General features: G+C 70.7%; 12 protein-coding genes. 8 read left to right on the forward strand and 4 right to left on the reverse strand.

Translation table 11 applies throughout. The annotated features are described in order from the left end of the window. Positions 1-35 precede the first annotated feature (35 nt). Positions 36-902, reverse strand: coding sequence for a pirin family protein (locus METUNV1_RS17405; RefSeq protein WP_008064062.1), 867 nt, complete (start codon positions 900-902; stop codon positions 36-38). 136 nt (positions 903-1,038) lie between these two features. Between METUNV1_RS17405 and METUNV1_RS17410 the strand changes: the two genes are divergently transcribed. From METUNV1_RS17410 to METUNV1_RS17435, 6 genes are all read left to right on the forward strand, one after another. Next, positions 1,039-1,986, forward strand: coding sequence for a LysR family transcriptional regulator (locus METUNV1_RS17410; RefSeq protein ID WP_008064063.1), 948 nt, complete (start codon positions 1,039-1,041; stop codon positions 1,984-1,986). Between the two features lie 83 nt (positions 1,987-2,069). Beyond that, entirely contained in the window at positions 2,070-2,531 is a 462-nt protein-coding gene (locus METUNV1_RS17415) for a tellurite resistance TerB family protein (protein ID WP_008064064.1), read from the forward strand. A gap of 67 nt (positions 2,532-2,598) precedes the next feature. Further along, the gene (locus METUNV1_RS17420) at positions 2,599-3,222 is read left to right on the forward strand and encodes a paraquat-inducible protein A (protein ID WP_008064065.1); all 624 of its coding nucleotides are present in this window, start codon (positions 2,599-2,601) and stop codon (positions 3,220-3,222) included. Next, positions 3,219-3,878 carry a paraquat-inducible protein A gene (locus METUNV1_RS17425; protein ID WP_008064066.1) on the forward strand — a complete coding sequence of 220 codons (660 nt, stop codon included), beginning with the start codon at positions 3,219-3,221 and terminating at the stop codon, positions 3,876-3,878. Before METUNV1_RS17420 ends, METUNV1_RS17425 begins: the two co-directional genes overlap by 4 nt. Further along, positions 3,871-5,523 carry a PqiB family protein gene (locus tag METUNV1_RS17430; RefSeq protein WP_043360244.1) on the forward strand — a complete coding sequence of 551 codons (1,653 nt, stop codon included), beginning with the start codon at positions 3,871-3,873 and terminating at the stop codon, positions 5,521-5,523. Before METUNV1_RS17425 ends, METUNV1_RS17430 begins: the two co-directional genes overlap by 8 nt. Further along, positions 5,520-6,101, forward strand: a complete 582-nt coding sequence (locus tag METUNV1_RS17435) for a PqiC family protein (protein WP_139026403.1) — start codon at positions 5,520-5,522, stop codon at positions 6,099-6,101. The genes METUNV1_RS17430 and METUNV1_RS17435 overlap by 4 nt, the downstream gene beginning before the upstream one ends. 6 nt (positions 6,102-6,107) lie before the next feature. Here the strand turns inward: METUNV1_RS17435 and METUNV1_RS17440 are convergent, their stop codons facing one another. Beyond that, complete coding sequence (locus METUNV1_RS17440; protein ID WP_008064069.1) at positions 6,108-7,955, reverse strand: SLC13 family permease; 1,848 nt, start codon at positions 7,953-7,955, stop codon at positions 6,108-6,110. Positions 7,956-8,168: 213 nt separating this feature from the next. Here METUNV1_RS17440 and METUNV1_RS17445 point away from each other — a divergent pair, with 213 nt between their 5' ends. Together METUNV1_RS17445 and METUNV1_RS17450 are read left to right on the forward strand one after the other, a co-directional pair. Continuing rightward, positions 8,169-11,114, forward strand: a complete 2,946-nt coding sequence (locus METUNV1_RS17445) for a fibronectin type III domain-containing protein (protein ID WP_008064070.1) — start codon at positions 8,169-8,171, stop codon at positions 11,112-11,114. A 47-nt stretch (positions 11,115-11,161) separates the two neighbouring features. Beyond that, positions 11,162-11,713, forward strand: coding sequence for a cohesin domain-containing protein (locus METUNV1_RS17450; RefSeq protein ID WP_008064071.1), 552 nt, complete (start codon positions 11,162-11,164; stop codon positions 11,711-11,713). Positions 11,714-11,731: 18 nt separating this feature from the next. On the opposite strand, the gene METUNV1_RS17455 is transcribed toward METUNV1_RS17450, so the two are convergent. Both METUNV1_RS17455 and METUNV1_RS17460 read right to left on the reverse strand, forming a co-directional pair. Next, complete coding sequence (locus tag METUNV1_RS17455) at positions 11,732-12,430, reverse strand: 4'-phosphopantetheinyl transferase family protein (RefSeq protein ID WP_008064072.1); 699 nt, start codon at positions 12,428-12,430, stop codon at positions 11,732-11,734. Continuing rightward, entirely contained in the window at positions 12,420-22,685 is a 10,266-nt protein-coding gene (locus METUNV1_RS17460; protein WP_008064076.1) for a non-ribosomal peptide synthetase, read from the reverse strand. Before METUNV1_RS17460 ends, METUNV1_RS17455 begins: the two co-directional genes overlap by 11 nt. Positions 22,686-22,690 lie beyond the last annotated feature (5 nt).

The following is a 22,690-nucleotide window of genomic DNA, read 5'->3' on the forward strand; positions in this document are numbered from 1 at the left end:
CTGCGCGCCCCGGTGCGCGCAGGGGGTGAAACGGATCAGGTCGTCGCGGCTTCGAAACGCCCGCTGTTGAAATCGTCGATCGCCTCGCGGATTTCCTCCTTCGTGTTCATCACGAAGGGGCCGTAGCCGGCGATCGGTTCGTCTATCGGTTCGCCGGCCAGCAGCAGCACGGTGGCGTCGCTGTCCGCCGCGATCGAGAAGCCGCCGCCCTCGCGGTGGTAGAGCGCCATCTGCGCTTCGCGCACCGGCTGGCTGCCATTGGCGCGGATCAGACCGTGCAGCACCACCAGCGCCAGCGTGTGGCCCTCCGGCACCGTCAGTTCGAGGTCGGCGCCGGCCTTCAGCTTCAGGTCCCACACATCGACCGGCGTGAAGGTGCGGGCCGGTCCCTTGCGTCCAGCGTATTCGCCGGCAATGACACGCAGATGTCCGGCGCCATCCGGCAGCTCGACCACCGGAATGTCGGTCTTCGCCAGATGCTGGTAGCCCGGTGCGGCGCGCTTGTCGCGTGCCGGCAGATTCACCCACAGCTGCACCATTTCCAGCGGGCCGCCGCGGCGGGTGAAGTCCGGCGAGTGGAATTCCTCGTGGATGATGCCGGCACCGGCGGTCATCCACTGCACGTCGCCCGGGCCGATGACGCCGCCGGCGCCGGTCGAGTCCTGGTGGGCGACTTCTCCGTCATAGACGATGGTGACCGTTTCGAAGCCGCGGTGCGGGTGGCGGCCGACGCCGCGCGGCGTGTCCGACGGCTCGAAGGTCGCCGGGCCGGCATAGTCCAGCAGCAGGAAGGGGCTCACGTGGCGGCCCATCGAGTCGTAGGAAAACAGCGAGCGCACCGGAAAGCCGTCGCCGACCCAGTGCTGGCGGGGAGCGCTGTACAGACCTGCAATCTTCTTCATGGCGTTTCTCCTGTTCGTTCGCACCGTTCCGTCTGAACCGTGCTGCGTTGAGGTGAATACTAGATACGCGACAATCAGCCCGCCAGACTGCAAAATCGCTATTCAGCGTTCTATTGGTGGAACGATAGGAGAGGCCATGCAGGACCTGAACGATCTGTACTTCTTTGCCCGCGTGGTCGAGCACGGCGGCTTCGCGCCGGCCGCCCGCGCGCTGGACATGCACAAGTCCAAGCTCAGCCGGCGCATCGCGCTGCTGGAAGAGAAGCTGGGCGTGCGGCTGATCCAGCGCTCGACCCGCCGCTTCGCGGTGACCGAGATCGGCCAGGCCTATTACGGCCACTGCGTGGCCATGCTGGTCGAGGCCGAGGCGGCGCAGGAAGCGGTCGAGCGCACGCGCGCCGAGCCGCAGGGCATCGTGCGGCTGGCCTGCCCGACCGCGCTGCTCGAATACCAGGTGGCCGACATGCTGAGCCGCTACATGGCGGCCTGCCCGCGCGTGCAGATCCATGTGGAAAGCACCAACCGGCGCGTGGACGTGATCCGCGAAGGCTTCGACCTCGCCATCCGTGTGCGCTTTCCGCCGCTGGAAGATACCGACCTCGTGATGAAGGTGCTGGGCGACAGCCTGCAGCGACTGGTCGCGCATCCGGATCTGATCGCGCCGCTGGGCGAGGTGCGCGTGCCGGCCGATCTGGCGTCGGTGGCCAGCGTGGCCTGGGGGCCGGCGCAGCGCGAGCACCTGTGGGCACTGGAAGGCCCGGACGGCGCCAGCGCCCAGGTGCGCCACGCGCCGCGGCTGGTGACCGACGACCTGGCCACGCTGCGCAGTGCTGCGCTGCACGGCATCGGTGTCGCCCAGCTGCCCACGATGATGGTGCGCGACGACCTCGCCAGCGGGCGGCTGATCGACGTGCTGCCGCACTGGGCGCCGCGCTGCGGCATCGCCCACGTCGTGTTCCCGTCGAGGCGCGGCCTGCTGCCGGCGGTGCGCGGGCTGGTCGACCACCTTGCGGGCGAATTCGCGCAGCTGCCGTCCGACCGTCCGGTGGCCGGCGGCCAGACCGTCAGCCGCGTCGGGCTGTAAGCGGCCGCGGGCCGGTTCGGGAACGCCGACGGTCGCCTGCGATCTGCACCTGAGCATGAAAATCCGAATGGAGTGAGTACCCGATGTTCCGCACCCTGAAAGAGCTGTTCGACAGTTTCGCCGCGCCGGCGGCCGATCCGGCCGCCACCGAACACCAGCTGCAGCTGGCCACCGCGGTGCTGCTGGTCGAGGTGATGCGCGCCGATCCGGAGATCGGCGACGCCGAGCGCGCCGCCGCGATGCAGGCGCTGCGCGACAAGTTCGCGCTGGCCGGCGACGAGGTCGAGCGGCTGATCGAACTGGCCACCACGACCGCCGCCGAGGCCTATGACTATCAGCGCTTCACCGGCCAGCTCAACCGCGCCTTCGACGCCGACCGCAAGCTGCGCGTGATCGAACTGATGTGGCAGGTCGCCTATGCCGACGGTCACCTGCATGCGCATGAGGCGCACGTGATGAAGAAGGTGGCCGAGCTGCTCTACATTCCGCACGCCGATTACATCCACGCCAAGCTGGCCGCACGCGACGCTGTCGGCGCGCGCTGACAGCCCGTGGATTGCGCGCGGCGGCGGGTCCGCCGCACAATCCCCCCTGGATATTCCGGCGCCTCCCATGTCCCTCACGCTGCCCGCCCAGACCCTCGCCTGCCACGAATGCGATCTGCTGCAGACCGAGCCCGCGCTCGCGCCCGGCCAGACCGCGCGCTGCGTGCGCTGTGGCGCCCTTCTCGCGCGCAATCCGCCGGACAGCCTGGACCGCACGCTGGCGCTCACGCTGACCGCCGCCATCCTCTACGTGATCGCCAACGCGTGGCCGCTGGTCGGCCTCGACATGCAGGGGCGACGGGTCGAGGTGACGCTGATCGGCGCGGTGCAGGCGCTGTGGTCCGAAGGCATGACGCCGGTGGCCGCGCTGGTGTTCGGCACTGCGCTGCTGTTTCCGCTGCTCGAACTGGCGATGATTCTGGTGGTGCTCATTCCTCTGCGCCTGGGCCGGGTGTCGCCGCGCATGGCGCCCTTCTTCCGGCTGGTGCGCTCGGTGCAGCCCTGGGGCATGGTCGAGGTGTTCCTGCTCGGCATGCTGGTGTCGCTGGTGAAGCTGTCGCACATGGCCACGGTGCTGCTCGGCCCGGCCTTCTGGGCGATGGCCGCGCTCATCCTGACCGTGACGCTGGCCGGCCGCGCCTTCGACAGCCGGCTGCTCTGGCAGGCGCCGCCGGCGGGCGCCGGCGCATGAGCGGCGTGATGCCGGCCGGCGGACGGCTCACCGCGCGCGAAGCCGGGCTGGCGAGCTGCCACGTGTGCGGCCAGCTCGCCCGCCACGTCGCGCACCGCGCGCTGCGCTGTCCGCGCTGCCGGGCGCCGCTGCATCTGCGCAAGCCCGCCAGCGTCTCGACCACCTGGGCGCTCATCGTCGCGTCGGCCATCCTGTTCGTGCCGGCCAACCTGCTGCCGATGATGACCACCTCGTCGCTGCTGGGCACCCAGCGCGACACCATCATGAGCGGCGTGGTGTTCCTGTGGCGGAGCGGTTCCTGGCCGTTGGCGGCGGTGGTGTTCTTCGCCAGCATCGTGGTGCCGCTGCTGAAGATCCTCGCGCTGGCCTGGCTCACCGCCTCGGTGCAGCGCCGCTCGCGCCGCCGGCTGATGCAGCGCACGCGGCTTTACCGGCTGGTCGAGTTCGTCGGTCGATGGTCCATGCTGGACATCTACGTCATCACGCTGCTGGTGGCGCTGGTCAATTTCCGCGGCATCGCCACCATAGAGGCCGGCCCGGCCGCCATCGCCTTCGGTGCGGTGGTGGTGCTCACCATGTTCGCCGCCATGACCTTCGACCCCCGCCTGATCTGGGACCCGCTCGCCGGCCCGGACGACCTTGCCCGCCATGACTGAACCGACGTCCGATCCCGCGCCCTCCGCGCTGCCCGCCGCGGTCGTCGAGCCGCCGCGCCGCTTCCGCATTCCGCTGGTGTGGATCATTCCCATCGTCGCCGCGCTGATCGGGCTCTTCCTGGCCGCGCGCACCTGGATGGAACAGGGGCCGGTCATCACGCTGCAGTTCCGTACCGGCGCCGGGCTGGAGCCGGGCAAGACCCGCATCAAGTACAAGGACATCGACGTCGGCGTGATCACCCGGGTCAAGCTGTCGGACGACGGCGCGCATGTGCAGGCCGAGGCGCAGATGGCGCGCGAGGCGGAGCGGCTGCTGGTCGAGGACACCCGCTTCTGGGTGGTCAGGCCGCGCGTGTCCGGCAGCGCGGTGTCCGGGCTCGACACGCTGCTGTCCGGCGCCTACGTGGGCATGGATGCCGGCAAGACCGACGCCTCCCGCCGCGATTTCGTGGCGCTGGAGGATGCGCCGGTGATCGCGCTCGACGTGCCCGGCCGCAGCTTCGCGCTGCACGCCGACAACCTCGGCTCGGTGGATGTCGGCACCCCGGTCTATTTCCGGCGCATTCAGGCCGGCCAGGTGACCGCTTTCAAGCTCGACGAACAGGGGCGTCATCTCGACATCCAGGTGTTCATCAAGTCGCCTTACGACCGTTACGTGACGGTGGATACCCGCTTCTGGAACGCCAGCGGCATCGACCTCAGGCTGGGCGCCGACGGCCTGCAGCTGAATACCGAATCGGTCAGTTCCATTCTGGCCGGCGGGCTCGCCTTCGAAACGCCGGAAGGCGGCGATACCGAACCGGCGCCGGCGGACGCCGACTTCCGCGTGTTCTCGACCCGCGCCGAAGCGCTCAAGCAGCCGAGCGCCAGCGCCCAGGTCTGGCGTCTCCGCTTCACCGAAACCGTGCGCGGCCTGTCGGTCGGCGCGCCGGTGGATTTCCGCGGCATACAGATCGGTGAGGTGATCGCGATCGCGCCGGATGTCGATGTCGATGCGGCGGACGTCGGTCTCAAGGTCGATATCGCGGTGTTCCCTGAGCGCATGCGTTCGCGTGACGCCGCCGAGCGCGAACTGAGCGGCGAGGCCTTCCACGCGCTGATGGACAGGCTGGTCGCGCGTGGCCTCCGGGCCCAGCTGCGCAATGGCAGCCTGGTGACCGGCCAGCTCTATGTCGCGCTCGATTTCTTCCCCGGGGCCGGCAAGGCGCGCGCCAACTGGGCGTCCAGGCCGCCGCAGCTGCCGACGCAGCGCGGCAGCCTGGACGAGCTGCAGGCCACGCTGGCGCGCATTGCCGGCAAGCTCGACCGCCTGCCGCTGGACGACATCGCCGCCGAAACGCGACGTGCCATCGCCGGCCTGGCCAGCGCGGTCGAGCGCACCGAAGCGCTGATGGCGCGGCTGGACGGGCTGGCGTCGAACGAGGTGCGCGCCACCGTGGACGAAACCCGCCTGGCCATGGCGGAAGCGCGCGCCGCGGTCGCCGACGGCCGCCGTCTGCTGGCCAGCGACGCCCCGCTGCAGCAGGACCTGCGCGACAGCCTGCAGGAACTGTCGCGCGCCGCGCAGGCGCTGCGTCATCTGGCCGACACGCTGGAGCGCCATCCGGAGGCGCTGCTGCGCGGCAAACCCGAGGAGAAGCCGTGATCCGCACTCCGTTCGCACCGCTTCTTGCCCTGTGCGCCGCACTGATGCTTGCCGGCTGCGGCAGTTCGCCCGCGCCGCGCCAGTACACGCTGGCTGCGGACGCGCTGCCGGCCGGCGCCGGCGCCGCCTCGCCCACGGTGGTGATCGGCCCGGTGTCGCTGCCGGAGGCGGTGGACCGTCTGCAGATCGTGCGTCGCGTCGACGGCACGCGCAGCGAGCCGGCGGACGGTCACCGCTGGGCCGGTGCGCTGAAGGCCGAAGTGGCGAGGCGTCTGGCGGTTTCGCTCGCGCGCGAAAGCGGTCTGGCGCGCGTGGTGGCCGCACCGCAGAACAGCATTGCGCGCCCGGATATCACGGTGCCGGTGGATGTGCTGCGCTTCGACGCCGACGGCTTCTCGTCGGTCGCGCTGGATGCCGCGTGGTCGGTGCGGCGCGACGGCCGCGAAATCGCCAGCGGCCGCTTCAGCCGCAGCGAGCCGGTGGCGGCGGCCCGCTACGACGCACTGGTGGCCGCGCACGGCCGCCTGGTCGATGCGCTGGCGGCCGACATCGCGACCGCGATCCGCGCCACGCCCTGAGCCGGCTCAGCGCCCGGGCAGCGCGGCGTCGAACGGAAACAGCCAGGGCAACAGCAGCATGCACAGCGCGAGCACCAGTACCGTCAGCGGTACGCCGATGCGCACGAAATCCGAGAAGCGGTAGCCGCCGGGCCCGAACACCAGCGTATTGACCGGCGACGACACCGGCGTCATGAAGGCGGCCGAGGCCGAAATCGCCACTGCCATCGCGAACGGGTAGGGCGACAGGCCGAGCTGTCCGGCCAGTGCCACCGCGATCGGCGCCATCAGGACGGCGGTCGCCGTGTTGGACATGAACAGGCCGACCAGCGAGGTCAGCACGAACAGCAGCGCCAGCAGGACGTGCGGCGAGGCCTCGCCCGCCGTCGACCGAAGCAGGCCGACGATGAGGTCGATGCCGCCGGTTTTCTGCAGCGCGATGGCGAACGGCAGCATGCAGGCGATCAGCACCAGGCTCTGCCAGTGCAGCGAGCGATAGGCGCCGTCGACGTCGATGCAGCGGAAGGCGCCGAGCAGCAGACAGCCGATCAGTGCGGCGATGACGTTCGGCACGACGCCGCTCACCATGAGCGCGATCGTGAGTACCACGCTGAACACGGCCTGCGGCGCACGCCGGGCCGCCGGGGCCGCTTCGCCGATTTCGGCCGGCAGTGTCAGCACCAGCAGATCGTGCGCCTGCCGGTGCAGTTCGCGGATGGACTTCCAGCTGGCCGCGACCAGCAGCGTGTCGCCCATGCGCAGTGGCGTCTTCAGCGGATCGGCCGCCAGCTGGCGGCCGCGCCGGCGCAGCCCGATCAGGTTGAGGCCGCGCTGGGCACGCAGCCGCAGTTCCAGCGCGCTTTTTCCGATCATGCCCGAGCCCGGCGGCAGCAGCAGTTCGGCCAGCCCGTACTCCCGGGTAATGGCCGCGATGCAGGCCTTGTCCATCGGCAGCGGTTCGAGCTTCATGTCCGCAATGAAGGCATCGGCGGCAGGCTCGTCCGGCGGCAGGTCCACCAGCAGCACGTCGCCCGGCTGCAGCGCGCGATGGGTGGACTGCGTGAAGCTGCGTTGGCCGAGCGGGCTGGTCCGTTCGATCAGCAGCACGTTGGCGCCGTGGCGCACCCGGGGCTGCAGCGTCGACAGCGTGTGGCCGGCCATCGGTGACGCCGCACCGACTCGCAGCCTGCGGGTACGGCCGCGCAGTCCGTAGCTGTCGGCCAGATCCTGCAGCCGGCGGTCACGGCGCCGCGCTTGCGGGGCGCCGGACGCGCCGAGCCAGCGCCGCACCGCCAGCATGTAGGCGATGCCGGTTGCCAGCACCGCCAGTCCGACCGGCGTGAAGTCGAAGAAGCCGAAGCCGGCCTGGCCGCCGTGTTCCAGCGCGCTGCTCAGCACCATGTTGGGCGGCGTGCCCACCAGCGTGAGCATGCCGCTCATCAGGCCGGCGAAGGCCAGCGGCATCAGCAGCCGCCCGGGCGCGACGTCGATCCGCGCTGCCACGCTGAGCGCGACCGGAATGAACAGCGACACGACGCCGGTCGAACTCATGACCGACCCCAGTCCGGCGACGCACAGCATGAGCAGCACCAGCAGCCGCACTTCGCTGTGACCGGTGCGTGCCACCAGCCAGTCGCCAACGCGGAAGGCCACGCCGGTCCGCGTGAGGCCTTCGCCCAGCACGAAGAAAGCCGCGATCAGCAGCACGTTGGGATCGGAAAAACCGGACAGCGCTTCGCGCAGATCCAGCACGCCGCACAGCACCAGGCCGATCAGCCCGAGCAGGGCGGCCACGTCCATGCGCGGACGGTTGAGCATGAAGCAGGTGACGCAGAGGCCCAGCAGGGCGAACACGATCAGCGTGTCGTTCGTCATGGAGCGGTAGAGCAGCGGTCAACGGAGGCGCAGACGATAGCGCAGAAGCCGGGCCCGGCCGGCACTTCCGCGCACCGGCGCCCACGGCCGTGATCCGGAAGGCGTGATCCGAAAGACGTGATCCGAAAGGCCTATGCACGCCGTGTCGCGCCGGATACGGCTGTAACGCAATGTCGATGTAATCCGGTTTGCCTCTTTCCGGACTGCTTCATCATGACTCTTCATCTTCTTCCCCGCCGGCTGCGCACGCTGCTCGCGACGCTCGCGTATGCCTGCGCCGCGCAGGCTGCGGTCGCTGCCGACATCACGCCCTATCTGCAGACCCCCACCGCGAACTCGATCTGGGTGACCTGGAAAACCGCCGAAGGCGACGAATCCGTGGTCGAGTACGGCGTCGATGGCGGTCCGCTGGACCGCACCGCGTCCGGGGCTACCCAGACGCTGGCCGCCAGCTACCGGCTGCACGGCGTGCAGCTGACCGGCCTGCAGCCGGAAACGCTGTACAGCTATCGCGTGCGCACCGGCAGTCAGCTGTCGCCGGTGTTCCGCTTCCGCACCCAGCCCACCGCCGCGCGCAAGAGCGGCCACTTCCGCATTCTGGTGACCGGCGATCACCAGTTGCGCAACGACGACCGCCATACGCCGCTGCTGCAGGCGGCGAAGGCGAAGATCCAGGCGCTGACCGGCCAGCCGCTGGAAGAGGCGGTGCACCTGATGCTGAACAACGGCGACCAGGTCGATGTCGGCACGCTGGATCACTACGAATTCGTGCACATGAAGCCGTCGGCGGTGGTGTCCGGCAATCTGGCCATCATGACCGCGCTGGGCAATCACGAAACCTATTACGACCCGGGCCTGGCCAACTGGCGCGCGCACAACTTCTACGACGGCATCAGCTACAAGGGCCTCGCCGCCGCCGCGGATGAAAGCTACTACGCGCATCAGGTCGGCCGCGTGCTGCTGGTCTATCTGAATTCGGAGTCGAACTTCGCCGCGCAGGCTGAATGGCTGCGCAAGGTGGTGGCCGCCGCGAACGTCGATCCGGACGTGGACTGGGTAATCAGCGTGGTGCATCGCCCCTACCAGGCGGAGCAGTACGTCGGCGACATTTCGCAGTGGTTCCGCGACACCGCGATGCCCATCCTGGCCGGTACCCGCAAGCACGCGCTGAACATCGGCGCCCACCACCACCTGTACGCACGCGGCCAGACCCGCGACTGGCCGGTCTATCACATCATCAGCGGCGGCACCGCCTGGGACCAGTTCTGGGGCCAGTCGACCGAGCGCGACATGGATGACGTGCAGAAAACCATCGCCAACTGGACCTGGCAGCTGATCGATTTCGATCTCGATGCGCGCACGATGAAGGTGTCGTCGTACGCCGAAGGCCATCCGAAGCTGGGCTTCGCCTACAGCAGCCGGCTGGTCGATGAGTTCGAGCGCCGTCTCGATGCGGCCGGCCCGGACAAACCCGAACTGACCGGCAGCGCCGACGGCGCAGTGGTCACGCTGCCGCACGGCTTCACGCTGTCGCCCTTCCGGTCGCCGTCCGGCATGGCGCTGAACAGCACCCAGTTCCAGATTTCGCGTGATGCCGCCTTCACCGGCACCGTGGTCGACCTGATCCGCGACGTCGAGAACGTCTATGGCGACACCGGCGCGCCGGACTACGAACCGGTGGACATCCACGCCGGCGTCGACATCGAAACCTATACCGTGCAGCCGTACGGCCTGAACAACGGCAGTTACTACATCCGTGCCCGTCACCGCGACGCGAATGCCGAGTGGTCGCCGTGGTCGGACGCGCGCAGCTTCAAGGTCGAAGGCAGTGCGGACGGCGATCCGGCCCTGCGTCTGGCGAAGAAGGTGTGGGCACCGGGCGAACCGGTGGTGATCGAGTACATGAACGGCCGCGGCAAGGCGAAGGACTGGGTGGCGGTCTATCGCAAGGGCCAGACCCCGGGTTCGGCTTCACCGTCGGTGAAGTGGAGCTATGTGTCGGGCATCAGCGGCCAGCTCGCCTTCTCCGGTCTGGCGGCCGGCGTCGAGTACTACGTCGCCTTCATGACCGACGACAGCTATGTCGAGATCGCGCCGCGCATGCCCTTCTACGTCGGCGACATGCCGGAACTGACGATCAGCAAGACGCAGTTCAATGCCGGCGAGCGCCCGACCTTCAGCTGGAGCGGTGCGCCGGCCGGTGCCAAAGACTGGATCGGCGTGTATCGCGTCGGCCAGACGCCGGGCGGCATCGGTTCCACCGTGTGGGCCTACACCCCGACCGAATCGGGCACGGTCACGCTGGGCGCGCTGAACAAGGGCTACTACTACGCCGCCTTCTTCATCAACGACGCCTACTTCGAAATTTCCGACCGCGTGCCGTTCGCGGTGGGCAGCGAAATCGCGAGCGTGAGCCTGGTGAAGAGCGCACTGGCCAGCGGCGAGCGTCTGGACATCCGCTTCTCGGACGGTCCGGGCACCGCCAAGGACTACATCGGCGTGTTCCGCAAGGGCGCCACGCCGGGCATCGACCTGCTGGTGGCCTACTACTACGTCGATGGCCGCGCCGGCGGCAGCCTGTCGCCAGCGGACGCGCTGCCGGACGGCGAGTACTTCCTCGCGCTGTACATCAACGACTCCTACACCGAAGTGTCGAACCGGGTGGACTTCACGGTCGGCGCCGGCAGCGAGCCGCAACCGGATCCGCGCGTGTTCGGCCTGGCCGGCAATCTGATCCGCACCGGCGACGCGCTGACGGTGAACTGGTCCGGCATGCCGGGCAACGCGACCGACTGGATCGGCGTCTATCGCTCGACCCAGACCCCGGGCAGCAGCAGCCCGTCGGTGCAGTGGCGCTACGCGGGCGGTGCCGCCGGCACGGCGGCCTTCAGTGGTCTGGCCGCCGGCGAGTACTACGTCGCCTTCCTGCTGAACGACGGTTACGAAGAAGCCGCTCCGCGGCTGCCCTTCACCGTGCGCCGGCGCGGCGACATCAACGGCGACGGCCGCATCGATGTGGCCGACCGCGACGCGCAGCGCGCCGCACTCGGCAGCTGCGAGGGCGATGCGCGCTACCAGCCGCTGGCCGATTTCGACGCCGACCGCTGCATCAGCCAGGCCGACTACAGGCTCTGGTACGCACTTTTCACCAAACAGTGATGACTGTGGGCGGGGTCTGAGTGCTCCGCCCCGCAAGGAGAATCCCCATGATGATGAAAACCCTCGTCGCCGCACTGATCGCTGCCGGCACCCTGTCGGCCCATGCCGCCACCGTATCGCTGTCCGGCACCGCGGCCGCCTCGGTCGGCCAGACCTTCTCGCTGGACGTGCTGCTGCAGCAGCCCTTCGACGGCGAACGCGCCGGCGACGAACTGCTGGCGTTCGGCATGGACCTGTCCTTCGACGGCAGTCTGCTGAAGCTGCTCGGTGTGTCGCTGGCGCCGGTCTGGAATGACGATTCGGCATTCACCGGCGTCCTGTTGTCCGGCTCCGCCTTCCCGGGCGTGGCCGATGAAGGGCAGGGCGCGCTGACGCTGGCCACGCTGTCCTTCCAGGTGCTGGGTGCGGGCAGCACGTCGATCGCGCTGGCCAGCGATGCGGCCGGCAATTTCAATCACGGCCTGGTCTATCTGATGGCGCCGACGCTGGACGTGCAGGCTTCGCACGCGCTTGCGCTGAGCGTGCCGGAACCCGGCAGCTACGCGATGATGCTGGCCGGTCTCGGCCTGCTGTCGCTGGCAGCACGCCTTCGCGGCTGACGCCCGGCTGCGCTCGCATCAGGCCGGCGCGCGCCAGCGTCGGCACACCAGATCGCCGGGTTCGCCGGACACCGCCACCGCCGCGGCATAGCCCGCAGGCATGGCCACGCTGCGGCAGCTCAGCCGGCTGGCGGCGTCGTTGTCCGGACAGACGATGCCGCTGCCGCCCGACTGCAGCACGCTGAAGGCGCGCAGCGGAATGCCCAGGCCGCGTCCCCAGGCCTTCACGCAGGCTTCCTTGCGGGTCCACAGCGCATAGAACGCATCGAGCCGGCGTTCGCCGGCGGCGGCGATGGCGGCCCGTTCGTCGTCGGCGAACACCTGGGCGGCCACTGCATCCAGATCGTCATGCGGGCGCACCACCTCGACATCGACGCCGAGGTCGCGGCCGCGGGCCAATGCCACCAGCACCGCGTCACCCGAGTGCGACAGGTTGAAGCGCAGGTCGTCATGACTGCCCGGCGGCAACCGGGGTTTGCCGTGCGCGCCAGTCGACAGCGGCAGATCGGCCGCCGGTTCGCCGGTGTAGCGCGCAAGCAGTTCGCGCAGCACCGCGTGTGCGAGCACGAACAGCGCGCGGTCTGCAGGCTGCTGCAGGCGTGCCGCACGGGCGCGTTCTTCCGCGCCGAGCACGCGGTCGTCCGCGGGGTCGCCGCGTTCGGCCAGCCACAGGTGCACGGCCGCGCCCTGCAGCAGCGGGCGGGGTTCAGACGCCATGGGCCTCCCCGGCCATGTCCTCTTCCAGCCGTTGCCGGATCAGCGCGGCCAGCGCGTCCACGTGCGGCGGCTTCATCATCAGTCCGTGGCTGCCGCTGACCGAATGCAGGGTCAGGTTGCCGCCCACCCGTCGCGACCAGCCGAGCAGCGGATCGCTCGCCTCCAGTCGCGACACGTCGGCGATGTACAGATCGACCCGACCCGGATACATGCGTGGCCGGTAGCTCCAGTGCGCCCACCAGTGCGCCGAGGCGCCGTCCGGGAAGCCGCCCGGCGGCTTCAGCCCAAGCGCGTGCAGCAGCGCGTGGGTGATCCGGTCGCGCTGCAGCAGCGGCCGCAGCCGCGCGCGCAGGCGGCCGATCAGGCCGCTGCCGGCGGGGCGGCGGTATACCCCGGGCGCCCAGGTATCGAGCAGGCCGAGGAAGGCGATGTCTTCGCCGGCCGCGCGCAGCTGCTGCGCCATTTCGAACGCGACCGTGCCGCCGCTGGAAAAACCGGCGATGCGGTAAGGACCGTGCGGCTGCTGTTCGCGCATCGCTGCGATGCAGTCGGCGGCGATCGCCTCCACCGAGGTGCGAGCCGGTTCGCCGCCGCCGACGCCGACCGCATTCAGGCCGATCACCGGCTGGTCGTCCGGCAGCGCACGCGCCAGTTCGAAGTAGTGGAACAGGTTGCCGCCTATCGTGTGCACGCAGAACAGCGGCGGCCGGCTGCCACCGGCGCGTATCGGTACCCGCAGCGGCCAGCGCACGCGGCCGCTGGCATCGCGCAGCAGGCCGGCGATGGCGCGCACGGTACGGGCGCGGAACCAGAAGGTGTCCAGCGGCAGGCGCTGGCCGAAGCTGCGTTCGATCGCGTCCGCCATGCGCACCGCCAGCAGCGAGTGGCCGCCGATGGCGAAGAAATCGTCCTCGACCGACAGGCCGTCGCGGCCGAACAGGCTTTCCCAGATCGCCAGCAGGTGACGCTCCGCCGCGTCGCGCGGTCGCGCGCCGGCGGTGCCGCCGCTGGCCGCGGCCGGGTCGGGCAGGCGGGCGCGGTCCAGCTTGCCGTTGGCGGTCAGCGGGAAGCGTTCGAGCGCGATCACCGCCGACGGCAGCATGTAGGTCGGCAGCTGTGCCGCAAGGCGGCTCCGCAGCGCGGCGCCGTCCAGCGCCTCGCCGGCCACCCAGGCCAGCAGTCGCCGTTCGCCGGCCGGCGTGGTACGCAGCATGACCGCGGCCTGCTGCACGCCGGGCAGCGCGGCGAGCGCGGCCTCGATCTCGCCCGGCTCGATGCGGAAGCCGCGCAGCTTGATCTGTTCGTCATTGCGGCCGATGAAGTCCAGCGTGCCGTCCGCACGCCAGCGCACCCGGTCACCGCTGCGGTAGAGGCGGGCGCCCGGTTCGGCCGACCACGGGTCGGGCACGAAGCGCTCGGCACTGAGGTCCGGCCGGCCCAGATAGCCGCGCGCGACGCCGGCGCCGCCTATCCACAGCTCGCCTTCCACGCCCACCGGCACCGGCTGCATGGCGGCGTCCAGCACATGGACGGTGGTGTTGGCGATCGGCCGGCCGATCGGGACGGCGGTGCAGTCTTCCGGCAGCGGCGACGCAATGGTGTGGCAGCAGGTGAAGGTGGTGCCTTCGGTCGGACCGTAGCCATTGATCAGCGTCACGCCGGGCAGCGCGGCCTGCGCGCGCCGCACATGCGGCACCGACAGCGCCTCGCCGCCGGTGAGCAGCTGGCGCAGCCCGCGCAGCGCCTCCGGTCGTTCGTCGATCAGCGTGTTGAACAGCGCGGCGGTGAGCCACAGCGTGCTCACGCCCTGTTCGCGGATGACCGCCTCCAGCCCGGCTGCGGTCGGCACCGCTTCCGGATGCACCACGCAGCGTGCGCCATTGAGCAGCGCGCCCCACAGTTCGAAAGTGGCGGCGTCGAAGGTGGGCGGCGCCAGCAGCAGGAAGGTTTCGTCGGCATCCAGCTTCGCGTAGGCGGTGTCGCGCACCAGTCGCACCACGCTGCGCTGTTCCACCATGACGCCTTTGGGCTGACCGGTCGAGCCGGAGGTGTAAAGCACATAGGCCAGACTGCGCGCGTCGCCCGCAGGCGGCGGATTGTCGGCCGGTGCGGCGGCGATGCCGGCGTCGTCGAGCTGCAGGCGCTGCACGCCGTCGAGGGCCGGTGCGTCGTGCGCGGCCAGTACCACGGTCACGCCGGCGTCGCGCAGCATGTAGTCGATGCGGGCCGCCGGATAGTCCGGATCCACCGGCAGGTAGGCCGCGCCGGCCTTGACGATGCCGAGCAGCGCGACCGCCTGGTCCAGCGAACGCTTCATGCACAGGCCGACGCAGCGGTCAGGCCCTGCGCCCAGCGCACGCAGACGGTGGGCGATGCGGTTGGCGCGCGCGTTCAGTTCGCCGTAGCTCAGCGTGTGCCCGTCGCCGGTCAGCGCCACCGCGTGCGGCCGGCGGGCGACCACCTGTTCGAACAGCGAAGCCAGCGTGGCGTCGGCCGGATAGCCGGTGGCACTCTCGTTGAAGGCGTGCAGCGCCTGCAGTTCGCCAGCGGTGAGCAGCGGCAGCGTGGCCACCGCACGGTCACCGTGGTCGGCGAAGGCGTGCAGCAGCGTGCACAGATGGCCGGCCATGCGTGCCACCGTGTCGTGGTCGAACAGCGCGCAGGCATACTCGATCGACATCTGCAGCGCCTGGCCGGCTTCGCGCACTTCGAGCGTCAGGTCGAACTTGGCGATCGGGCGGCTGACCGGCAGCGCGTCCGCCGGGTGGCCGCCGAGCTGCAGGCGCAGGTCGTCGGCCGGCTGCAGCACGAACAGCGTCTGGAACAGCGGATTGCGTCCGCGTTCGCGGGTCGGCTGCAGCGCGCGCACCAGACCTTCGAACGGCTGGTCGGCGTGATCGAAGGCGGCCAGCACGCGGCTGCGCACATCGGCCAGCAGCGCGGGCAGCGGCTGGTCGGCGGCCACCGCGATGCGCATCACCAGCGTATTCACGAACAGCCCGGCCACGCCGTCGAACTCGCCCTGATCGCGACCGGCCACCGGGGTGCCGATGGCGACGTCGTCCTGCCGGCTCCAGCGCGCGAGCAGCAGCGCCCACGCGGCGAGCAGCACCATGTACAGCGTGCAGCCGCTGCTTCGTGCGAGTGCGCGCAGACGGGCGGTGAGCGCGGCGTCGAGCATGCATTCGACGCTGGCGCCGGCGTAGTCCGGCTGCGCCGGCCGCGGCCGGTCGGTCGGCAGGTCGAGCACCGGCAGGTCGGCCAGTGCGCTGCGCCAGTAGTCCAGCAGCTGTGCGCCGCGCGGCCCGGCGAGCCGGGCCTGAAGCCGTGCCGCATGGTCGGCGCAGCTCAGTCGCAGCGGTGACAGCGATGCCGGCCGGCCGGCCCGTTCGCCGTCATACAGCGCGGACAGGTCGCGCCGCAGCACGCTCTGCGACCAGCCGTCCGACACCAGGTGATGCACCACCCACTGCAGGATGGTGCGGCCGTCCGGGCCGGGCCACAGCGCGGCCCGCGCCAGCGGCGGCTGATCGAGTGCGAAGGCGCGCTGTGCGTGCGCGTCCGCATCGTCCGGGGAAATCCGTTCCAGCGGGCAGCGTGCGCTGGCGTCGATGCGCTGCACCGGTTCGCCGTCGATCTCGATGAAGCCGGTGCGCAGCGACGGGTGGCGGGCGACCAGCGCGTCGAGCGCGCGCTGCAGCGTGTCCGCGTCCCAGCCTTCGGGCAGATTCCAGCGTTCGACGATGTGGTACAGGCCCGGGCGTTCGCTCCAGCGCTCGATGAACCAGAGCGCGGCCTGGGCCGGTGTGCATGGCGCCTGTCCGGCATCGGAGGAGGCGGTCACCGCAACCGTTGTTTCGGCGGGCAGCACTTGGCGCAGCGACTGCAGGCGCGGTGCCAGTTCGGCCGGGGTGGGGGCTTCGAACAGCGTGCTCAGCGGCAGATGGATGTTGAACAGACGGCCGATGCGGCTCACCAGCCGCACCGCCAGCAGCGAATGTCCGCCCAGGTCGAAGAAGTGGTCGTGCGGCCCGGCCTGCGGCAGCGCCAGCACATCCGCCCACAGTTCGCACAGCATGGCCTCGACCGGGCTGCGCGAGCCGGTGGCGACGCCCTGGCTGGCCGCGAAATCGGGCGCCGGCAGCGCGTCGCGGTCCAGCTTGCCGTGCGGGGTGCGCGGCATCCGGTCCAGCGCCAGCACCGCCGACGGCAGCATGTGGGCCGGCAGTGTCTGGGTCAGCGACTGTCGGAGTGCAGCGGTGTCCGGCCGTCCGTCGCGGCCACGCACATAGGCCACCAGGCGCGGGTCGCCCGGCCTGTCCTCGCGCAGCACCACCACCGCTTCGGCCACCGACGGATCCGCGGTCAGCGCGGCCTCGATCTCGCCCGGCTCGATGCGGAAGCCGCGCAGCTTGATCTGGTGGTCGGTCCGCTGCAGGAACAGCAGGCTGCCGTCGGCGCGCCTGCGTACCCGGTCGCCTGTGCGGTACAGCCGTGCGCCCGGATCGGATGAGAACGGGTCGGCGACGAAGCGCTCGGCCGTCAGTTCGGGCCGGCCGAGGTAGGCGCGCGCCAGGCCGATGCCGCCCAGGTAAAGCTCGCCGGCGACGCCGACGGGCACCGGCTGCATGCACCCGTCGAGCACGTGGGCCCGCATGTTGGCGATCGGCCGGCCGATCGGTATTTCGTCGTCGTCGCGGCTGCAGGTCCACCAGGTGGCGTCGATGGCCGCTTCGGTCGGGCCGTACAGGTTGTGCAGGCGGGCGCCGGATCCGGTGAGGAAGCGGCGTACGAGATCCGGTGCCAGCGCTTCGCCGCCGCAGAACATCTGGCGCAGCGAGGGCGCGCCGGTGAAGCCGTGTTCCTCGACCAGCGCACGCAGCAGCGACGGTACCGCCTGCATCACGGTGATGCGGTCGCGTTCGACCTGTCGCACCAGCAGCGCAGGGTCGCGCGGAATCCCTTCGTCGGCCAGCACCAGCTGGCCGCCGCACAGCAGCGGCGCCAGCAGTTCCCACACCGAGGCGTCGGCCGAGATACCGGTTTTCAGCAGGATGCGGTCATCAGCCGCGAAGCCGAACTCCGAGCGCATCCAGTGCATGTGATTGCAGATGGCCGCGTGACTCACCATGACGCCCTTGGGGCGGCCGGTCGAGCCCGAGGTGTAGATGACGTAAGCCAGGTGATCGGGGCCGGCCAGCGGCGGTGGATCGTGGTCCGGTCCGTCCGCGGGTGCGGCCGTATCGTCCAGGCACAGCACGTGGGCGCTGCCGGCGTCGAAGTCCGATTTCAGGGCCCGCTGCGTGAGCAGCACCGGCGCCGATGCATCGTCGCACATGAACTGCGCGCGGGACGCCGGATAGTCCGGGTCGATGGGCAGCCATGCACCGCCGGCCTTCTGCGTGGCCAGGATGGCCACCACCAGATCGACGCTGCGCTGCATGCGCACCGCCACCACGATGTCGGGTCCCACGCCGAGCGCGCGCAGGCGGTGGGCGAGGCGGTTTGCGCGGCGGTTGAGCGCGTCGTAGCCGAGGGTGGTACCGGCGTGCACGAGCGCGGTGGCGTGGGGCGAGCGAGCGACCTGCTGTTCGAACAGGGACACCAGGGTGTCGGCCGGATTGCGGGGCACGGCGGTGTCGTTCCAGCGCTCGACGATGAGCGCGCGCTCGGCGTCGGTGAGCAGGGGCAGAGTGCCGACGGTGCGGTCCTGGTGGCGTGCGAATGCGCGCAGCAGCGTGGCGTAGTGGCCGGCCATGCGTTCGATGGTGGCCGGCTCGAACAGTGCGCTGGCGTACTCGAACACGCCTTCGATTGCGTCGTCGCGTTCGGCCAGATCCAGCATCAGGTCGAACTTCGCATGAACGTGCGGCGTGTCTTCGGCGGACACTTTCACTCCGCTCAGCGCGAGCGTGTCCGCCGGTGCGTTCTGCAGCGCGAACATGACCTGGAAGAGCGGGTTGCGTGCCGGGTCGCGTACCGGTCGCAGCGCCTCGACCAGCTTCTCGAAAGGCATGTCGGCGTGGTCGAAGGCGGCGAGCGAGGCGGCGCGCACGCGTTCGAGCAGCCGGGGCACGGACAGGGCGGGATCGACGTCTGCGCGCAGCACCAGGGTGTTGGCGAAGAAGCCGATGAGCGGGTCGAGACTGGGGTGGCTGCGGCCGGCGACCGGCGTGCCGACGACCACGTCGCGCTGTGCGCAGTAGCGTGCGAGCAGCAGCTGGAATGCGGCGAGCAGCACCATGTAGAGGGTGCAGCCGTGCTGGCGTGCGAGCGCGTGCAGGTCGCGGGTGAGGGCGGCATCGACGGTGATGGGCAGGCGCGCGCCGCGGTGGTCGGCCCGGGCCGGACGCGGGTGATCGGTGGGCAGCGCGAGGGTGGGCAGGTCGTCGAGCGCGCGGCGCCAGAAGTCGAGCAGGCGGTCGAAGGCGGGCCCGGTCAGCGCCTGTCGCTGCCAGAGCGCGAAATCCGGGTACTGCAGCGGCAGTTCGGGCAGCGCGGAGGGGCGGTGGTGGAGGGCGTCGGCGTAGAGCTGGGCGAGTTCGCGGTTGAGCACCGACACCGACCAGCCATCGGACACGATGTGGTGGAGGACGATCTGCAGCGTGTGGCGTTCGGGCGCGGAGGCGGTGCTGAGTGCGACGCGCAGCAGCGGGGGCTGGGTGAGATCGAAGGGGCGGTGCGCGTGGGCGTCGAGCTGATCGTGCGGGATGAACTCGATCGGGCAGTGTGCGCTGGAGAGCAGGCGCTGGCGGGGTTCGCCGTCGTGTTCGGCGAAGCCGGTGCGCAGCGCCTCGTGGCGGGCGATGAGGGCGTCGAGCGCGGCCTGCAGTGCGACCGTGTCCAGCGCGCCTTCGATCTGCCAGCGGCTCACCACATGGTAGAGGCCGGCGCTCGCGCCCCACCGTTCGACGAACCACAGGCGGCTCTGCGCGAAGGCGCAGGGCAGTTCGTCTCCGTGGGCCATGCGCTGCGGCGCGGCCGGTTGCGGGCGCCCGTCGCTGCGCAGCGACTGCAGCAGCGCGTCCATCGCGCTGACGGTGGGTGCGTCGAACACCGCACGCAGCGGCAGATCGACACCGAACAGCTGACGGATGCGGCTGGCCAGCCGGGCAGCCAGCAGCGAGTGGCCACCCAGTTCGAAGAACGAGTCGTCCGCGCCGACCGCCGGCCGTTCGAGCACGTCGGCCCACAGTTCGGCCAGTGCCTGCTGCCGCGGGCTGCGCGCGGCGGAGCGGCCTTCGCCAGCCACGTCCCGGGCCGGTCTGGGCAGCGCGTCGCGGTCGACCTTGCCGTTCAGCGTCAGCGGCAGCTGGGGCAACAGCACGATGCTGGACGGCAGCATGTAGTCGGGCAGGGTGCGCGCCAGCGCGCTGCGCAGCGCGGCCGCGTCCAGTCCGTCACCGGCGGCCCAGGCGATCAGGCGGCTGTTTCCGTCCGGCATGACCGCGGCCTGCCGCACGCCGGGCAGCGCATCGAGCGCGGCCTCGATCTCGCCCGGCTCGATGCGGAAGCCGCGCAGCTTGATCTGCCTGTCCTGCCGTCCGGCGAAGCTCAGGCTGCCATCGGCCCGCCAGCGCACCCGGTCGCCGGTGCGGTAGAGGCGGGCGCCCGGCACCCGGGAGAACGGATCGGGCACGAAGCGCTCCGCGCTGAGCTCAGGCCGTTTCAGGTAGCCACGGGCCAGGCCGGCGCCCCCGATGAACAGCTCGCCCTCCACACCGACCGGCACCGGCTGGTTCTCAGCATCCAGTACCCGCACCTGCGCGTTGGCGATCGGGCGGCCTATGGGGGGCGCTTCAGCAGGCGCATCGGTCGGCAGGTCTCCGCTGTCGTTCTGCCAGGTCCACCAGGTGGTGTCGATCGCGGCTTCGGTCGGGCCGTACAGATTGTGCAGCCGGGCCTGCGAGCGGGCGGCGAAGCGCCGGCCCAGTTCGGCGTCCATTGCCTCGCCGCCGCAGAACACGTGGCGCAGCGTGCCGCAGAGCGGGAAGTCGGTTTCATCGACCAGCAGGTGCAGCATCGCCGGCGTCACATCCCACAGCGTGACGCCGTGGGCGCGGGTCAGCGTGAGCAGTGCGCTGCTGTCGGCCCGGCGCGCGGCGTCGACCAGCACGCAGCGGCCGCCGTGCAGCAGCGGCGCGAACAGCTGGCCGACCGACACGTCGAAGCCGGGCGAGGCCTGGGTGAGCATGGCGTCGTCAGTGCCCAGCCCGAAGGTGCTGCCCAGCCACAGCATGCGGTTGCACAGCGCGCCGTGTTCCAGCAGCACGCCCTTGGGTTCGCCGGTCGAGCCCGAGGTGTAGAGCACGCAGGCGGCGCTGCCGCCGTCGATGTCCGGGCGCGGGTCGCTTTCCGGTTCGCCGGCCAGCGCCGCGTCGTCCGGCCGCAGCAGCGGCCGGCCAAGGTCACGACCGTCCGGCTGCTGCGCAATGCACAGCACCGCGTCCGCGTCGTCGAGCATCCAGCGCACGCGGGCGGCCGGCAGCGCGATGTCCATCGGCAGGCAGATGGCGCCGGCCTTCATGATGCCGATCAGCGCGACCGCCCAGTCCGGCGAGGTGTCGAGCTGTACGCCGACCACCGCGCCCGGCCGCACACCGAGCGCGCGCAGGCGGTGGGCGAGGCGGTTTGCGCGGCGATTGAGCGCGTCGTAGCCGAGGGTGGTACCGGCGTGCACGAGCGCGGTGGCGTGGGGCGAGCGAGCGACCTGCTGTTCGAACAGGGACACCAGGGTGTCGGCCGGATTGCGGGGCACGGCGGTGTCGTTCCAGCGCTCGACGATGAGCGCGCGCTCGGCGTCGGTGAGCAGGGGCAGAGTGCCGACGGTGCGGTCCTGGTGGCGCGCGAATGCGCGCAGCAGCGTGGCGTAGTGGCCGGCCATGCGTTCGATGGTGGCCGGCTCGAACAGCGCGCTGGCGTACTCGAACACGCCTTCGAGCGCACCGTCGCGCTCGCTCAGCTCCAGCGTCAGGTCGAACTGTGACAGACCGCTGTCCAGAGGCAGCGGACGGGCGTCTGTGCCCTCCAGCTGCAGGGCGCCGGCCGGCATGTTGCGCAGCGCGAACATGACCTGGAAGAGCGGATTGCGGGCGGGATCGCGGACCGGTCGCAGCGCCTCGACCAGCTTCTCGAAAGGCATGTCGGCGTGGTCGAAGGCGGCGAGCGAGGTGGCGCGCACGCGTTCGAGCAGCCGGGGCACGGACAGGGCGGGATCGACATCGGCGCGCAGCACCAGGGTGTTGGCGAAGAAACCGATGAGCGGGTCGAGACTGGGGTGGCTGCGGCCGGCGACCGGCGTGCCGACGACCACGTCGCGCTGTGCGCAGTAGCGTGCGAGCAGCAGCTGGAATGCGGCGAGCAGCACCATGTAGAGGGTGCAGCCGTGCTGTCGGGCGAGCGCGTGCAGGTCGCGGGTGAGGGCGGCATCGGCGGTGATGGGCAGGCGCGCGCCGCGGTGGTCGGCCCGGGCCGGACGCGGGTGATCGGTGGGCAGCGCGAGCGTGGGCAGCTCGTTGAGCTCACGGCGCCAGAACTCGAGCAGGCGGTCGAAGGCGGGCCCGGTCAGCGCCTGTCGCTGCCAGAGCGCGAAATCCGGGTACTGCAGCGGCAGTTCGGGCAGCGCGGAGGGGCGGTGGTGGAGGGCGTCGGCGTAGAGCTGGGCGAGTTCGCGGTTGAGCACCGACACCGACCAGCCATCGGACACGATGTGGTGGAGGACGATCTGCAGCGTGTGGCGTTCGGGTGCGGAGGCGGCGGAGGCGGTGCTGAGTGCGACGCGCAGCAGCGGGGGCTGGGTGAGATCGAAGGGGCGGTGCGCATGGGCGTCGAGCTGATCGTGCGGGATGAACTCGATCGGGCAGTGTGCGCTGGAGAGCAGGCGCTGGCGGGGTTCGCCGTCGTGTTCGGCGAAGCCGGTGCGCAGCGCCTCGTGGCGGGCGATGAGGGCGTCGAGCGCGGCCTGCAGCGCGACCGTGTCCAGCGCGCCCTCGATCTGCCAGCGGCGCACCGCGTGGTGCAGCGTGCCGGTTTCCGGCCACTGTTCCAGCAGCCACATGCGGGTCTGGGTGTAACTGGCCGGAAAGAGCTGTTCATGTCGGCCGTCGTCCAGCGTCTGGCCGGCCGTGCGTGCCTGCGCAGCCGGGCCGGCGCGCAGCGCGTCCGGGCGTGCGCGGGCGCGCAGCGCGTCCGGGCGTGCGCGGGCGCGCAGCGCTTCAAGCTGGCGAGGGCTGAGCTGCCCGGAGCGGCCGTTCATCGCGC

This window comes from Methyloversatilis universalis FAM5, assembly GCF_000214035.2.
Classification (GTDB): Bacteria; Pseudomonadota; Gammaproteobacteria; order Burkholderiales; family Rhodocyclaceae; genus Methyloversatilis; species Methyloversatilis universalis.

Bases quoted from the DNA above. Each gene is read 5' to 3' on its own strand.
- METUNV1_RS17455 (WP_008064072.1), bottom strand. From the start codon at position 12,430: ATGGCGTCTGAACCCCGCCCGCTGCTGCAGGGCGCGGCCGTGCACCTG.
- METUNV1_RS17420 (WP_008064065.1), top strand. From the start codon at position 2,599: ATGTCCCTCACGCTGCCCGCCCAGACCCTCGCCTGCCACGAATGCGAT.
- METUNV1_RS17460 (WP_008064076.1), bottom strand. From the start codon at position 22,685: ATGAACGGCCGCTCCGGGCAGCTCAGCCCTCGCCAGCTTGAAGCGCTG.
- METUNV1_RS17415 (WP_008064064.1), top strand. From the start codon at position 2,070: ATGTTCCGCACCCTGAAAGAGCTGTTCGACAGTTTCGCCGCGCCGGCG.
- METUNV1_RS17450 (WP_008064071.1), top strand. From the start codon at position 11,162: ATGATGATGAAAACCCTCGTCGCCGCACTGATCGCTGCCGGCACCCTG.
- METUNV1_RS17430 (WP_043360244.1), top strand. From the start codon at position 3,871: ATGACTGAACCGACGTCCGATCCCGCGCCCTCCGCGCTGCCCGCCGCG.
- METUNV1_RS17405 (WP_008064062.1), bottom strand. From the start codon at position 902: ATGAAGAAGATTGCAGGTCTGTACAGCGCTCCCCGCCAGCACTGGGTC.
- METUNV1_RS17425 (WP_008064066.1), top strand. From the start codon at position 3,219: ATGAGCGGCGTGATGCCGGCCGGCGGACGGCTCACCGCGCGCGAAGCC.
- METUNV1_RS17445 (WP_008064070.1), top strand. From the start codon at position 8,169: ATGACTCTTCATCTTCTTCCCCGCCGGCTGCGCACGCTGCTCGCGACG.
- METUNV1_RS17410 (WP_008064063.1), top strand. From the start codon at position 1,039: ATGCAGGACCTGAACGATCTGTACTTCTTTGCCCGCGTGGTCGAGCAC.
- METUNV1_RS17440 (WP_008064069.1), bottom strand. From the start codon at position 7,955: ATGACGAACGACACGCTGATCGTGTTCGCCCTGCTGGGCCTCTGCGTC.